Genomic DNA, 15,811 nt, shown 5'->3' with positions numbered 1-15,811 from the left:
ACAATTTACTATTGAACGGGTGTACTATGCCCGTTCAATTCACAAAAATACAAATGCAAGAACCAATTTTAAAAATAGAGCAACTATCGCACAGGTATAGTAAAGACTGGGCGGTACGTGATGTAAGCTTTGAAATCAATAAAAATGGCATCGTGGGACTACTTGGTTCTAACGGTGCTGGAAAATCCACCACAATGAACATCCTTTGTGGCGTACTCAGTCAAACAGAAGGTAAAGTATTAATAGAAGGTTTTGATACCCGTAAAGATCCCGAAGCAGCTAAAAAAAGGATTGGTTTTCTTCCTCAAAATGCACCATTACATTTGGAACTTACCGTAAATGAATATCTAACCTATTGTGCGCACTTAAGATTAATAGACAAAGATAAAATTAAAGCAGCTGTTGATGCCGTTAAAGAACGTTGCGGTGTGGCGCATTTCAGTAACCGGTTAATAGGGAACCTTTCTGGTGGTTACAGGCAGCGGGTAGGTATTGCACAGGCAATCATTCATCAGCCGCTGCTGGTGGTTTTAGATGAACCTACCAATGGTCTCGATCCCAATCAAATACTTGAAGTCCGCCATTTAATCCGGGAAATAGCAGAAGAGCGGGCAGTTATTTTCTCCTCGCACATTTTAGCAGAAATACAAGCCACCTGTCAGGATATCATTATGATAGAGGGCGGGAAAATGGTGTTCAAAAATACCATGGATGCCTTCAACAACTACATAGAACCAAATAGTTTGCTGGTTACGCTGCAGCATCCACCCGATGCGCAGGAACTTAAGGCCATAGATGGAGTAGAGCAGGTTGAATTTTTAAGTGCTAAAGTCATCAGGATGCATTTTAATGTCTCGCCCAAAATTACAGAAGACCTGGTAAAAACCAGTGTTTTGCGGAACTGGGGATTGAGTGAAATAACCTTAGAGAAAAGCTCGCTTGATGCCATTTTCGCTCAGTTGTCTAATCAAAAACCAAATCAGATCGCAAAATAAATGAGAACTATATTTAGAATTGCCCGCACAGAGTTAAGTGAGTTATTTTATTCGCCTGTAGCCTGGCTAGTGCTGATCATCTTTCCAATTCAAGCAGGTCTGGACCTCACTAAGTTCCTGCAAATGCTGGGGCGCGCCCAGCGGATGGGCCAGGAATTTTCTGAAGTTACCAGTCAAATATTTGGTGGCAACTATGGCTTTTATGCTGGTGTAAAGAACACCTTGTATCTATACATTCCCTTACTTACCATGGGTCTCATTAGTCGTGAAATCCACAGCGGCTCCATTAAACTACTCTTATCCTCACCTATAAAAGTTATTGATATTGTATTGGGTAAATACCTGGCAATTATGGGGTATGGATTAATTTTAATGCTAATCCTTGGCCTCTTCGGTTTATCTGCGGCCTATGCCATTTCAGATATTGATTATAAAATCATCATATCCGGTGGCTTAAGTTTGTACCTTTTGATTTGTGCATATGCAGCTATAGGCTTGTTTATGTCATCGCTAACTTCCTACCAGGTTGTTGCTGCAATAAGCACACTGGCCATTCTTGGCGTGTTGAATTTTGTAGGCGGACTGTTTCAAGGCGTAGATCTTATTCGCGACGTTACCTATTTTCTTTCAATTTCCGGTCGTACAGAGCAATTTATCAATGGATTGATTAGTACAGAAGATGTCATCTACTTTTTATTAGTCATTGTTTTGTTCCTCACCTTAACCGGAATGCGCTTACAGGCGGGTAGAGAAGTTAAACCACTGCAGATAAAGATAATGCGGTATGCCTTGCTCATTGCAGCATGTTGCTTTTTGGGCTATATCAGTTCCAGACCAAAATTAACGGGCTATCTGGACATGACTGCTACTAAAAGCCGCACGTTAAACGCAAATAGCGTTGCATTGGTAAAGAAGATGGATAAACCATTAAAAATTACCACCTACATCAATCTGCTGGACGAAAACTTTTACATGGGGAAACCAGAATCAAAAAGTGCAGATGAGAAGTTCTTTATGCAATACAGAAGATTTGTTCCCGAACTGGAAATGGATTACGTATATTTTTATGATACCTCCAAAAACGGAGGATTATATAAAGAAAATCCAGGTAAAAGCGATGAAGAAATTGCGCGTAAAGTTTCAGAAATACAAGGTGTAAATTTTGAAGATGTATTAAGCCCCTTACAAATCCTCAAGCTTGTAGATCTTAAACCTGAAGAAAACCGGCTGGTGCGTCAATTGGCTTATGGTAATCAAAAAAGCTTTCTAAGGTACTTTAATGACATTGTGCGGTACCCTAACGAGCAGGAAATTACGGCTGCAATTAAAAGAATTGTTGAACCTGATAAAATTCCTACGGTAAGCTTTTTAACCGGAAACGGGGAACGGAGTAAAGACAAAGAGGGAGATGCGGATTACAAAACCGCGACAGGAGAACTTACTTTTCGCTATTCTTTAATTAATCAGGGTTTTAACCTTGATACCGTACAATTGCAGAAACAGGATATCCCAAAATCTACTTCCATCCTGGTAATTGCAGATCCTACAGAACGGTTTACTCAACCCGATCTTGATAAAATCAGGGAATATATTGCTGGTGGTGGTAATCTGTTATTGGCAGGTGAGCCTGGTAAGGCTGGCATTTTAAACCCCGTTATGGAAACTTTGGGTTTGCAAATTAAGGCTGATACCATTAATGAAAAGAGCAGGGATTTTGCACCAGACTTTCTATTGGCCTCATTTACCGAACAAGCTGCAGAAAAGTATCCGAAATTTAAACTCTTTAAATCAGATAACGGTGTAGTTTCCATGCCAAAGGCTACAGCATTATCGGTTAACAATGTAAAAGATTTTACGGTTACACCTCTATTGGTTGCCAAAAACAAGGTACCTGTCGCTTTAACCTTAACACGAAACTTAAATGGTAAAGAACAGCGAATCATGGTAACAGGCGATGCTGATTTTATGAGTTCAGCAGAATTTTACAGAGGGAGACCTGTAACTAAAAACTTTGAATTTACCACCGAAGTTTTCAGCTGGTTCAATTATGGTGAATTTCCAGTATCCGCTTATCGCCCAAAATCTAAAGATTTGATTACAAATGATGTCAACGGACTGCTGTTGATCCGTACATTTTTCTTTGGAATTTTACCAATCTCCTTATTGATTGCAGGTGCTTCACTGTTAATCTACCGTAAACGCAGGTAAGTAACTTGTAACTAAATCCCGTTAGCCTCGGTTAAAATGATCGGCTTACCTGAAGTTACCAGTATCGTATGTTCATGTTGAGCTACAAAACCGCCTTTATTTCCACTAAATCCCCATCCATCATCCGATTTTTCAATGAATGTAGATTGAGTGGAGATAAAGGTTTCTATGGCCACTACGCTATCTTTCCTAAATCTCCTTTGCGTATCAAAACGGTCATAAAAGTTCATGATGCCGTCAGGTTCTTCATGCAAACTTCTGCCCACACCATGACCGCCTAAATCTCTGATCACTGTATAGCCTGCCTTTTTGGATTTCGTTTCTATTAACTTACCAATATCCGCAATTCTTACACCCCCGCTAATTTGAGAAAGTGCCTCCAATAATATTTCATGAGAAGTATCAATCAGATGTTGCAAGCCCTGAATATCCTCTCCAACAATAAAAGAACAGCCGTTGTCAGACCAAAAGCCTTCAAGTTCTGCAGATACGTCAATGTTAATGATGTCACCATTTTTTAAAACTACTTTTTCTGAAGGGATGCCATGTGCAAACTCATGGTTTACACTGATGCAACTGTAACCCGGAAAGCCATAGGTTTCAAAAGGTGCAGATTTAGCCCCAAATGCTTCCAATAACTTTTTGCCATACTCATCTATTTCCTTAGTAGACATGCCTATTTGCGTGTATTCCTTCATTTTTAGCAAGGTAAGGGCAACAGCATCACTTACTTTTTTCATGCCCAGCAGCTCTTCTTCAGTTTTTATAATCATAATCAGGTTAACCTTATGTTTTACAAAATTAGTGCTATTGTAATTGCGCTCATAGTAAATATTAGACAAGTCATTATGCCATGACCATTAACATTTTTCATAAATTTGCAGCATGCCGATTAATTATCTTAAAAAGATACAGTTAGGAGAGTTTAATTTAGATGGATATAGAATTAGTCCTTCAATAGCACTGGAAGCTTTTATCGAAGGATTTTACGTTTTTTCCAGAGACCTTAACGATCATAAACAATTGATTTTTAACGATGGCTATCCTACCATAGTGTTTTTACAGAACAGTGAAGATACAGTATCCATTACAGACCAAAATACCTCCAGTACAGTTAAAGGTGCCTGGGCAAGTGCAGGCTCGGTTAAAAACATTTATGTAAATTACAATAACCCTACAGCACAGCTTTTTATTGTCCGCTTTCATCCAACGGCCTTTCATCAATTGTTTAATGTCAGCGCCTCTTATTTCCAGAAGCAGCCCATCTTTCCCCTTGAAAAGATAGCGGGGCCCAATAACTTCTCTACAGCAGATTTTTTCAAAGCAAAATCAGTACAGGATAAAATTGCCTTTGTAGAAGCCTATGCACAGCAAGCTTTAAAAAGCACGCATACACCAAACGTTCTGCAACAAACCTTAGATTACATTCATAAAATTAAAGGCAACAGTACCGTTAGCGCTGTATCAAAAGATGTTGGCGTAAGTTATAAATGGCTGGAAAGAAGTTTTTTAAGAAATATAGGTCTTTTGCCAAAAGAATACATCCAACTGCAGCGTTTTATCCATGCTTATCTGGAATTGGTAGGCAATAAGGAGGTAGACTTGATGCGCATTGCCGTAAATACGGGCTATTACGATGCCAATCATTTTCTCAAAGATTTTAAAGTATATACTGGTAAAACACCAATGGAATACTTAAAGAGTACTTTTTAAAAGCTGATGTTATGTGTATTTTTTATTTCTGCCATTACAAAAGTACTGTGGGTACTCCCTATACTTTCCACTGAACCAAGTTTATTGAAAACAAAATCCTGGTAATGCTTCATGTCCCTGGCGTATACCTTTAAAATAAAATCGAAGTCTCCCGAAATGTTATAGCACTCCACTACCTCTTCAATGTCCATAATATCGGCCACAAAGTTATGCCCTATTTTTTTATCATGCTGTTTAAGCCTGATGTTACAAAATACAATAAATCCCTGGTTAAATTTTTCTGCATCAAGAATGGCAATGTACTTCTTGATGTATCCGTTATTCTCCAGCCTTTTCATCCGCTCAAAAACAGGAGAGGGAGACAGGTTCACCATCGCTGCGAGTTCTTTGTTGGTGTGTTTTGCGTTGTTGGCCAGTATCTTTAGCAGCATCAAATCTGTTTCGTCCAAATCAGTCATAGCATATTATTCTTAGTTGCCCGCAAAAATAATATTTATAAAGTATAAAACACTTCAACTTTATGGATATGCAGGTAAAAATATCCAATTTTTATCTTTACTTAAGTATTAATAGCTTCAAATGTATCTTTGAGCAAGTTTAAAGCTGATTTGTAAAAATTAGAGTTCTTTACATATTTCAACAATCGGAGAAGGTTCTACTTAGCTGTAGATGAATAGGGAACCGTGTGTAAATCACGGACTGTCGCGCAACTGTAAGTAATAGCTAAAGCTTTTACAAGTCAGATACCTGCCTGTTCCGCATTGACCATGCTTTCGCGATTGAAGCTTACCATTATTAACCATTAAAGTTGAAAAAAATGTTAACACAAAACCTCGGCTACCCGCGGATAGGGAGCCAAAGACAATTGAAAAAAGCCTGCGAACACTATTGGGCAGGCAAAATTGACCTTACAGAATTGAATAAAGTGGCCCGTACCATCAAAGAGCAAAACTGGCAAACTCAATTAGATGCAGAAATTGATCTCATCCCTTGTAATGATTTTAGCTTTTATGATCAGGTATTAGATACCAGTTTGCTGCTGGGCGTTATCCCTCAGCGTTATGCCCCGGTACTTTCACAAGTTAAAAAAAACAATGAGATTGACCTCTATTTTGCCATGGCCCGCGGTTACCAAAAAGATGGTTTGGATATTACCGCAATGGAAATGACCAAATGGTTAGATACCAATTACCATTACATTGTTCCAGAATTTACAGCAAATCAGGAATTCAAAATTTTTAATGAAAACGTATTTGGAGAATATAATGCAGCCAGGCAGTTGCTTGGCGATAAAGCCAAGCCGGTTTTAATTGGGCCGGTAAGTTATTTGATGTTAGGCAAAGAAAAGGAGCAAGGCTTTGAGCGCATTGAGCTGATTAAAAAACTTGTTCCTGTTTATATTGACATTATCAACCGTTTACAACAGCAAGGTGCCACCTGGATACAGTTGGATGAGCCCTGCCTTGCCTTAGACCTCACTAGGAAAGAAAAAGAGACATTCGATTACGCTTATCGTACTATTGCAAAAAGAGTAAATGGGGTTAAACTGCTGGTGGCTACTTATTTTGATGCCCTGCTGGATAATACCCAACTGGCCGTAAATCTTCCTGTAGCCGCTTTACATATCGATCTGGTTCGTGCAGCAAATAAATTGGATGAAGTCCTTGCATTGATCCCTGATGGTCTCCAACTTTCTTTAGGACTTGTAGATGGACGGAATGTATGGAAAAATGATTACCAACAATCGTTAGGCCTGCTCAATAAAGCAGTTGAGAAATTAGGTGCAGCAAGGGTAATTATTGCACCTTCCTGCTCGCTGTTGCACAGCCCAATAGACCTGGAGTTGGAAATCGATATAGATCCGGAGATCAGGAACTGGATGGCATTTGCCAAACAAAAACTGACTGAAGTAAGCGACATCCGTAAAATTGCAACAGGCAGTACAGAATTGCTTGAAGCTAATAAAAAAGCATTTGAAAGCAGACAGCTGTCGCAAAAAGTACACAAACAAGCCGTTAAAGATCGTATTACTGGAATCAAAGAGGAAGATTGCAGACGTAAAAGTGCCTTTCCAGTGCGTCAGCTCCTACACCACGAACGCTTTAATTTTCCTGCCTTTCCTACAACCACTATCGGTTCATTTCCTCAAACGAATGACATCCGTGAGTTGCGTGCCAAATTTAAAAAAGGGGATTTAAGTCTTGAACAATACGATCAGGTCATTGAACAGGCTACTGTTGATGCCATTAGATGGCAGGAAGAGATTGGCCTGGATGTGCTGGTACATGGAGAGTTTGAACGGAATGATATGGTAGAATACTTTGGCGAGCAACTGGATGGTTTTTTATTTACTAAAAACGGTTGGGTTCAAAGCTATGGCAGTCGCTGCGTAAAACCACCTGTTATTTTTGGCGATGTAAGCCGCCCTCAAAACATGACGGTACGCTGGAGTAAATTTGCTGCTGCACAAACCGATAAGCCTATGAAAGGAATGCTTACTGGCCCGGTAACTATTTTGCAATGGTCATTCGTACGTAACGATCAGCCTCGTGAAACCACAGCCAACCAAATTGCCTTTGCCATCCGTGATGAAGTATTGGCACTGGAAGAAGCAGGAATTGGTATTATTCAGATTGATGAGGCCGCCATACGGGAAGGATTGCCTTTAAGAAAAGCGAAACACCCACACTATCTGGACTGGGCGGTAAAGGCTTTTCGCCTTACCGCAAGTGGCGTACAAGATCAAACTCAAATACATACACACATGTGTTATAGTGAGTTCAACAACATCATTGAACACATTGCGGCTATGGATGCCGATGTCATCACCATTGAAACATCCAGGTCTCAAATGGAACTGTTGCAAGCTTTTGCCCATTTTGATTACCCAAATGAAATTGGCCCCGGCGTGTATGATATTCACTCTCCCCGAGTGCCAGGAACGGAAGAAATGGCTGCATTGCTGGCTAAGGCAGCCGAGTTGCTCCCCGCAAGAAATTTATGGGTTAATCCAGATTGCGGATTAAAGACACGAAAATGGCCGGAAACAAAAGCTGCATTGGAAAACATGGTTGCTGCTGCAAGGTATGCACGCGAACAGATAAACGTAAGCAGCCTGATTTAATGCCCATAAAATGTTTGATAAGGGCCGTTATACAATGTAGCGGCCTTTATCATTGATCATTGCCTTAAATTCAGTTCTTTACTGGTGGAAGAAATTGATATTTTACATTTTGCATAAAAAATGTCCAGTTTCATAGCTCAAGGCTTTGGCATTTTAAGCCTTGATCATAGAAAGGTGATATTTTAGTTAAATTATTGAGGATCAAAACAGAAAAATACAATTAACCTTAAATAATAACAAGGTTGGCATCATTTTTAGTGAAATTTAAATGTATTATATGCCGAAACTATGAAGATATTGCTGAGCTACCTTAAAAAACACAAGTATACTGTACTATTAGCACTATTAATGACAGCAATCAATCAGGGATTTTCGCTTGTCGAACCACTGATTACCGGGAAATTAGTTGATGATTACATCAATAAGCGTGAGCTCCTCAGCAGACACGAATACTTTACCGGAATTTTAACCCTAATTGGCCTGGGTATCGGTGCAGCATTTATATCAAGGATCGCCAATAACTTTCAGGATTTCTTTACCATCACCGTAGCGCAGAAAACAGGGGCAGAGATGTATGCCGACGGCATGAAACATTCTTTAGATATGCCCTATTATGTTTTTGAAGAGCAAAGAAGCGGTGCAAAATTAGATATGCTTTCCCGGGTGAGGAGCGACTCCGAAAACTTCATCAAATCGTCAATCAATGTTACGTTTATGGCTCTATTTGGGATCATATTCGTCAGCATTTATTCTGTTTTCATCAGTTACAAAGTAACAGTTGTTTTTATTGCCGCCGTTCCTATCATCACCTATTTAAGCTGGAAACTGTCCGAAAAAGTAAAGGTCATCCATAGGGCCATCATATCAAAAACATCTGTACTGGCCGGCCGGTCTACAGAATCTCTCAGAAACATTGAATTGGTAAAGAGCCATGGATTAGGCGATCAGGAGATAGAACGGCTCAATACAGCCACTTATAAGATCCTTAACCTGGAAATTGTAAAGACAAAAATTCTTAGGATGCTCAGCTTTATTCAAGGCAGTACCGTGAATGTTGTGCGTAGTGTAATGATTGTAGTGATGTTGATGCTTATTTTTGACAGGGAGCTTTCAGCAGGTCAGTATTTTAGTTTCCTGCTCTATTCCTATTTCTTATTCGGTCCATTGCAAGAATTCGGGCACATGGCCTTAACCTGGCGTGAGGCCCAGATTTCATTTGGCAATTTCAAACGCATCATGGATATGCCTGTAGAAGCCAAGCCCGATGACCCAACAAGCCTCGATAAAATTCAACACATCGAGTTTAAAAACGTGTTTTTTAAATACAAGAACAGTAACCGAAACGCGCTCAATGGTATATCCTTTCATGCCGAAGAAGGGGAGACCGTAGCATTTGTTGGTCCATCGGGCTCGGGTAAAACCACTTTAATTAAATTGCTCGTTGGATTGTACAAACCTTTTGAAGGCGATGTATTCTACAATAAAACACATACGGATGAAATACACCTGGATGAACTGCGCCGTAAAATTGGCTTTGTAACCCAAGATACCCAGCTTTTTTCTGGTAATATTCGTGATAACCTAAGATTTGTACGGCCGGATGCAACAGATGAAGAATGTATGGAAGTTCTAAATAAAGCCGCATGCCAGTCGTTGCTTTCCAGGGCGCAAGATGGCCTGGATACCTTAATCGGCGAAAGTGGTGTTAAAGTTTCGGGTGGAGAAAAACAACGTTTATCCATTGCCCGTGCACTGTTAAGACATCCTAATATCCTTCTTTTTGATGAGGCTACTTCTGCCTTAGACTCTCTTACAGAAGAAGAGATCACCAAAACAGTAAATAAGCTTTCAGAACTTAAAGATCACATTACCCTAATTATAGCACACCGCTTATCCACCATAATGCATGCCAATAGAATCTATGTATTGGAGAATGGCCAGATTGTAGAAAGCGGTAACCACGATGAGCTAATTGAACAAAAGGGCTTATACTATGCCATGTGGCGCCAACAGGTTGGTAAGCGCAAGTTAGTGGAAGAACTCAATAAGTTAGATGAAATGATGCTCAATTGAGTATAAAGAACCTTACCATATAAAGTAAGCTGGGATTTCTAGGCGCTCTAATTCAAAATAATTGCAGATATTGGCATCGGTTAGAATTTTATTGATGGAGCCAACAGGGAAAACAAATGAACAATACTGGATGCAGCAATTTGCCAATGGTAACAATGCCGCTCTGGAATATTTCTATGCTCAACATTATAAGCCTTTAAGTTACTTCTCATTTAGGTTGCTCCAAAATAAATTAGAAGCAGAGGATGTTGTTTCTGAGTGTTTTGTGAAAATTTGGGAAAGGCGTGCCAACTTTAAAACGGAGGCTAATGTAAAAGCATTTTTATATATCACATGTCGCAATGAGTGCTTAACCTATTTGCGCGACTTAAAACGCAGAACAGCTGCCCAGGAACTCTACTTTAATCAGCTGGAACAAAGCGGCGATACCATTTTAAACGAAATTATTGAAGCTGAATTTTTGCACCTGCTGGATAAAGAAATTAAACTTTTACCAATAAAATGCAGGGAGGTATTTAACCTGATTTATTTTGAAGGCAAAAAAACCGATGAAATTGCGGTACAACTCAACCTCTCTGTAAAAACCGTCCGCAATCACAAAGCAAATGCTGTCACCATTCTTAAAACGGCATTTTTAAAAAAGGGAGTTACCGGGCCGCTGTATATGGCTCTATTGATGTTTATTGGCCGTTTTTAAAATAATTAAAAATTGTTTTGGGCTTTTTAGCTCCGCTGGAGTTTCTATACTTAAAAGCAGCTTTAGTTCACTGTATTCGCTGGTTTTTTAAATGGGAGTAAAAAATAGAAAATAGCCTAATATTATAAATATGTTCAACATAGATTTCCGTATCCCACAGCTTTTAGCAGGCCATTTTAGCAATGCGCTTTCTGATTTGGAAGAAGAGGAGTTGAAATTATGGATAAATGCTTCTTCAGAAAATCTGTTATATTATAATCAATTTAAAGATGAACAAGTTATAGCAAATAAACTACAGCAATTCCAGGAACTTTCTGACGAAATGGAAGTGGTTGTCTGGAATAAAACTTTACAGAAATTAGGTGATGTACACCCTCAAAATGAAATTCCTAACTTAGATAAGAAAGTTAAGAAACTTTGGGCGCGTATTGCCGTGGCAGCTGCTATTGCGCTTGTAGTAGGTACGCTGGCTATTCTGTTGAATGTATTTCAGCATCCTCGTACCAAACAAAATTTAGTTGCCACTGATGGATACAATGATATTGCTGCGGTAAAAACCGCAGCAACACTTACGTTGGCAAACGGGCGTAAAATTATACTATCTAATGCTGCCAATGGTAAGCTGGCCACTGAGGCTGGTGTAAGTATCTCCAAAACTACAGACGGACAATTAATATATAGTGTTATCCCAACCGAAAATGATAATGGCAACTCCTTTAACACCCTGCTTACGGCAAATGGAGAGCAATACCAGATTATCCTTCCAGATCAAACCAGGGCTTGGTTAAATGCCGCATCTTCCATCACTTATCCTACCAGTTTTGCCAATACAAAAAGAAGAGAGGTAACTATTAAAGGTGAGATTTATTTTGAAGTGGCTAAAGATAAGGTACATCCCTTTATTGTAAAAACCAATACCCAAAGCATCCAGGTTATGGGTACACATTTTAATGTAAATAGCTATGATAATGAGCCTGTGGTAAAAACAACGCTTTTAGAAGGTGCAGTAACCGTGTTTACAAATAAAGATAAGGTGATACTAAAACCTATGCAAGAAAGCATCAACAGGGGTGGGAAACTTGCTGTAGAGGATGCTGATGATGCAGATGAGGCTATAGCCTGGAAAAAAGGTTACCTTCAGTTTAACGATGAAAACCTGGAAAGTGTAATGCGCAAAATTTCACGCTGGTACGATGTGGAGATCGTATTTGTTGGTAAACCAGGGAACCAAAAATTTAATGGGATTATTTCCCGCTCAAAAGGTCTAAAATCGGCTATCAAAATTATAGAAGCAGCTGGAAATGTTAATTTTAAAATGGAAGGGAGGAAGCTTTTTGTAAAAACCTGATACTAAAAACAAAAAAGCATAAAACTAGAAATCAGGAGCGTTGCACCGCCCCTGATCTGTGAGGTTTTATCTTTAATTATTGCTCAAACACAATTATCAAACAACTAAACCCAATAACAAATGTATGAAATTTTACATGCTATAGAGCATGGAGTAAAATCCTGTGCCTTTAAAATACTACTGACTATGAAGCTAACCACTTTATTGATTTTTTTCGCCTTGTTGCAGGTACATGCAGCATCACGTGCACAAATCACTATAAATAATAAACAAATCACCCTTGAAAAAATCTTTAAAGAGATCCAAAGACAGGCCGGTTACGATTTTTTTTACAATAATGACCTGATCAGGGAACTACCTCCAGTTGCGCTAAATGTAAAAAATGCAAGTTTAACAGAGGTGTTAAAAGTAAGCTTAGCAGGTAAACCCGTACATTATAAAGTGCTGGATAACACCGTCATAATTACGGTAATTGAAGCGCCTTTACGCAGCAGCAGGGTTTTACCCGTTAAGGTAGAAGGGATAGTAAGGGATGAAAATAATAAACCTGTTCCCGGGGTAATTGTAAGGATAAAAGGAAAAGAACGAGCTGTTGCGCTTACCAATAAAGATGGATATTACAGCATAGCTAGCGTAGAAGAACGCGATGTTTTGATATTTAAGTACGTTGGCTATACTGTAAAAGAAGTATCTGTTGGTAGTAAGCGAACCATAGATGTAAAACTTGAGCCTGCAAATGATAATTTAAATGAAGTCAGTATTTCTACTGGCTACCAGTATATTAAGCCAGAGCAGAGCACAGGAAGTGTTGGTTTACTTACACATAAAGAATACGATAGTAGAATCAATACAACGGATTTTCTTGCCGGATTACAAAGTAAAATTCCGGGATTACTCATCAATAGTGATATCGAATTTGAAGGAAACAGCTTGTTCCAGATCCGTGGTATCTCTACCATTGGAGGCAATAAGCAACCATTGGTAGTTATTGATGGTTTCCCTACAGAACTTTCACTTTCAAGCATAAACCCAAATGATATTGAGTCAGTTACAGTTTTGCGTGATGCCGCTGCCGCGGCAATTTATGGTGTACGGGCTTCAAATGGAGTAATTGTGGTAGAGCGTAAGAAAGCCAAAATAGGTAAGCCAACTGTAAACTATCGGACTACCTTTAGTTTAACGCCTAAAGAGAATTATGAGCGTTACCGGTGGGATAAAGATGCTTCCAATACAGCCATTGAGTTTGCTAAGGAAAGTAATGCAACTTTTGGTGCAACCGGATGGAGCCTGATGACTATTCCTTCAATTGGTGCCTCCTTTACCTATTCGCCCCCGGTAGTGATTATTGCCCGCCGCGCCGCAGGTATCATTTCAACAGAAGAGGCAGATCGACAGCTCAACATACTTAAGTCTTACAACAATACAGAAGATTACGGGCGTTTGTTTCTGCAAAATTCTACCACGCAAACACATAACTTGGATATTTCCGGAGGTTCTGAAAATGCCACATACTTCATTACAGCGATGTACAATAACAGCGACCTCACACAGATAAAAAATAATAACAACCGGATTAGCCTTTCTGCACGTACCAACCTTAAACTTTCCAAACGCTTCTCTGTAGAAATCAATACCAGCTTCCAGGAATCTAAAGCTAACGCTGTTCCTGTACCTTCCATTAATAATCTTTATCCTTACGAGAGATTGGAAGACGAGAAAGGAAATCCTCAATCTGTTTTCAATGGATCAAAGGTCAGTCCGTTTTTCAATACCATTATGATGGGCTTTGGTTCGCTGGATAACCTTTATTATCCCCTTGAAGAAATTAACCTCGTAAACGATAAAACCCATGGCATTACCAACCGTTTTATAGGTAATTTTCGTTATGATATGGGTAAAGGATTTAACCTCAACTTTGGTGGGGTTTATGAAACCTCCCGATCAGAAAAACGCCATTTTGCCAATCAGAATTCGTCTGAGGCCAGGCAAAATATCAATCGGTACATGGAATTTCCTTCCACGGGCATAGTTTATAATATCCCTAAAGGTGACCAGCTTAAGCAATCTAATACCAGTACGGAGGGCTATACCGCGCGCATACAACTAAATTATAGTAAGTTGATGGGCAACCATTCTATTAACCTTATTACAGGTGGAGAGATCAGGAGAGTTCTCAATAAAGGCAATTCAACCGCTTATTTTGGTTACAGCAATCAAACCTTATTACAACTTCCCGTTAATTTTAACTTGTTAGAGTCTAGCACCTTCGTGCCTGCTTACGCGAAAACGAATACTAAATTATCCTATTCTGGTCTTTTTGGGCAGACTTACGTAGACGACCGTTTTATATCGGGTTACTTCAATACCGTTTATAATTACAAAAGCAGGTACTCGCTTACCGGAAGTATCCGTGTAGATCAATCCAATTTGTTTGGTACAGACCCAAGTACACGTTATAAACCGTCATGGTCTTTAGGGGCTGGCTGGAATATAGATCAGGAAAAATTTGTACAGTCGCAAGATTGGATCAACGCAGTAAAGATGCGTGCTGCATTTGGTTTTAATGGAAATGTGGCTAAAAATGCGCTACCAGAAGTAATTGCTTCGGCAGGCTTAAATGTGTTTGATAACACACTTAATACCTTGTCGTTATTGTCGCCAGCAAACAGCAGGTTGCGTTGGGAACAAACTTATAACTTTAATTTAGGTGTAGACTACCGTATTCTTAAAAACATTTCAGGTAATGTAGACTACTACATGAAAAAGAGTACCGATCTTTTAGCTTCTAACCAGATAGATCCTACAAAAGGTTTGGGTTCTGCTATTATAAATGAGAGTTCGATACAAAACAGTGGGCTGGAGATTGGTTTACGTGCAGACTGGATAAGAAGAGGTAATTTCAACTGGAATACAGGATTTGTGTTTTCGCACAATAAAAGCAAGCTGCTAAAGGTATACAATACCCAGGTTCCGGTAAATAATCCAAGATCCTTTCAATATGCCATTGGCAATAGAACCAGTTACCTTGAAGGCTACGCTGTTGGTGCAATTTTTACCTATCGATATGCAGGTTTGGATGATAAAGGAGCGGTTCTGATTTATGATAAAGATGGCAATACCAAGAATTTTGATGTTAATGATCAAGGACTTAATGATGTAGATTATGCAGATTCTTCTATTCCGGCTTATAACCTCGGAATGAGTAACCGGGTAGATGTTGGCGAATTCTATGTGTATGCCATGCTAAACTACTTTGGCAAATTTAGTGTAAGGATGCCTATTCCAGATCCAGCAGTAACACGGCCACTTGAAGGCGCCAATAATTTCTGGAGAAAAGCAGGAGATGAGAACCTGCCGGATGTATTGCCAGCCCTTAAATTTAGCAATTATAATGACTATTTGCGCGCTACAAATAGGTTTGTGGTTAACGGAACTTATATTACGGTGGGCGATCTCACCGCAGCTTATAGCTTCAGGAAAAGCAGGTTTGTAAAACGTGCCAAACTTTCTAACGTAGAACTTAGGGCCCAGGCTTCAAATATATATACCGTAGCTATGAATAAATATAACTATAGTGTAGCAACCCGCAGTTATGAGAAATCTTACCTAACGCCTACTTATACCATGGCGCTTCACGTCAATTTTTAATTTTT

The 15,811-nt window shown here is 39.3% G+C and carries 10 protein-coding genes and 1 riboswitch; of the genes, 8 read left to right on the top strand and 2 right to left on the bottom strand.

Annotated features, from left to right (window positions below; all coding sequences use genetic code 11):
- The first annotated feature begins 53 nt into the window (after positions 1 to 53).
- Together LPB86_RS17695 and LPB86_RS17690 are read left to right on the top strand one after the other, a co-directional pair.
- On the top strand, positions 54 to 995 hold the full coding sequence (locus LPB86_RS17695) for an ABC transporter ATP-binding protein (protein WP_230646461.1): 942 nt from the start codon (positions 54 to 56) through the stop codon (positions 993 to 995).
- On the top strand, positions 996 to 3,203 hold the full coding sequence (locus tag LPB86_RS17690; RefSeq protein ID WP_230646459.1) for a Gldg family protein: 2,208 nt from the start codon (positions 996 to 998) through the stop codon (positions 3,201 to 3,203).
- Between the two features lie 11 nt (positions 3,204 to 3,214).
- On the opposite strand, the gene map is transcribed toward LPB86_RS17690, so the two are convergent.
- Positions 3,215 to 3,976 (bottom strand): type I methionyl aminopeptidase, encoded by a 762-nt coding sequence (gene map, locus LPB86_RS17685; protein ID WP_230646455.1) that lies wholly within the window; start codon positions 3,974 to 3,976, stop codon positions 3,215 to 3,217.
- A gap of 112 nt (positions 3,977 to 4,088) precedes the next feature.
- Here map and LPB86_RS17680 point away from each other — a divergent pair, with 112 nt between their 5' ends.
- Positions 4,089 to 4,916, top strand: coding sequence for a helix-turn-helix domain-containing protein (locus tag LPB86_RS17680; protein ID WP_230646452.1), 828 nt, complete (start codon positions 4,089 to 4,091; stop codon positions 4,914 to 4,916).
- Here LPB86_RS17680 and LPB86_RS17675 read toward each other — a convergent pair.
- The gene (locus tag LPB86_RS17675; protein WP_230646450.1) at positions 4,913 to 5,374 is read right to left on the bottom strand and encodes an Lrp/AsnC family transcriptional regulator; all 462 of its coding nucleotides are present in this window, start codon (positions 5,372 to 5,374) and stop codon (positions 4,913 to 4,915) included. The genes LPB86_RS17680 and LPB86_RS17675 overlap by 4 nt on opposite strands.
- Positions 5,375 to 5,549: 175 nt before the next feature.
- Positions 5,550 to 5,686: riboswitch (cobalamin riboswitch) on the top strand.
- Between the two features lie 47 nt (positions 5,687 to 5,733).
- Here LPB86_RS17675 and metE point away from each other — a divergent pair.
- The 5 genes from metE (at position 5,734) to LPB86_RS17650 (ending at position 15,806) form a co-directional block, all read left to right on the top strand.
- Positions 5,734 to 8,040, top strand: coding sequence for a 5-methyltetrahydropteroyltriglutamate--homocysteine S-methyltransferase (metE, locus tag LPB86_RS17670; RefSeq protein ID WP_230646448.1), 2,307 nt, complete (start codon positions 5,734 to 5,736; stop codon positions 8,038 to 8,040).
- Between the two features lie 288 nt (positions 8,041 to 8,328).
- Entirely contained in the window at positions 8,329 to 10,113 is a 1,785-nt protein-coding gene (locus LPB86_RS17665; RefSeq protein ID WP_230646445.1) for an ABC transporter ATP-binding protein, read from the top strand.
- Between the two features lie 70 nt (positions 10,114 to 10,183).
- Positions 10,184 to 10,810 carry an RNA polymerase sigma factor gene (locus LPB86_RS17660; RefSeq protein WP_230646443.1) on the top strand — a complete coding sequence of 209 codons (627 nt, stop codon included), beginning with the start codon at positions 10,184 to 10,186 and terminating at the stop codon, positions 10,808 to 10,810.
- A 130-nt stretch (positions 10,811 to 10,940) separates the two neighbouring features.
- Positions 10,941 to 12,158 (top strand): FecR family protein, encoded by a 1,218-nt coding sequence (locus LPB86_RS17655; RefSeq protein WP_230646441.1) that lies wholly within the window; start codon positions 10,941 to 10,943, stop codon positions 12,156 to 12,158.
- 120 nt (positions 12,159 to 12,278) lie between these two features.
- On the top strand, positions 12,279 to 15,806 hold the full coding sequence (locus tag LPB86_RS17650; RefSeq protein WP_230646439.1) for a SusC/RagA family TonB-linked outer membrane protein: 3,528 nt from the start codon (positions 12,279 to 12,281) through the stop codon (positions 15,804 to 15,806).
- Positions 15,807 to 15,811: the final 5 nt, after the last annotated feature.

The sequence above is a fragment of the Pedobacter sp. MC2016-14 genome (assembly GCF_020991475.1).
In the GTDB taxonomy this organism is placed as follows: domain Bacteria; phylum Bacteroidota; class Bacteroidia; order Sphingobacteriales; family Sphingobacteriaceae; genus Pedobacter.
Note: the sequence above shows the minus strand (reverse complement) of the source record. Positions and strands in the feature narration are given on the sequence as shown.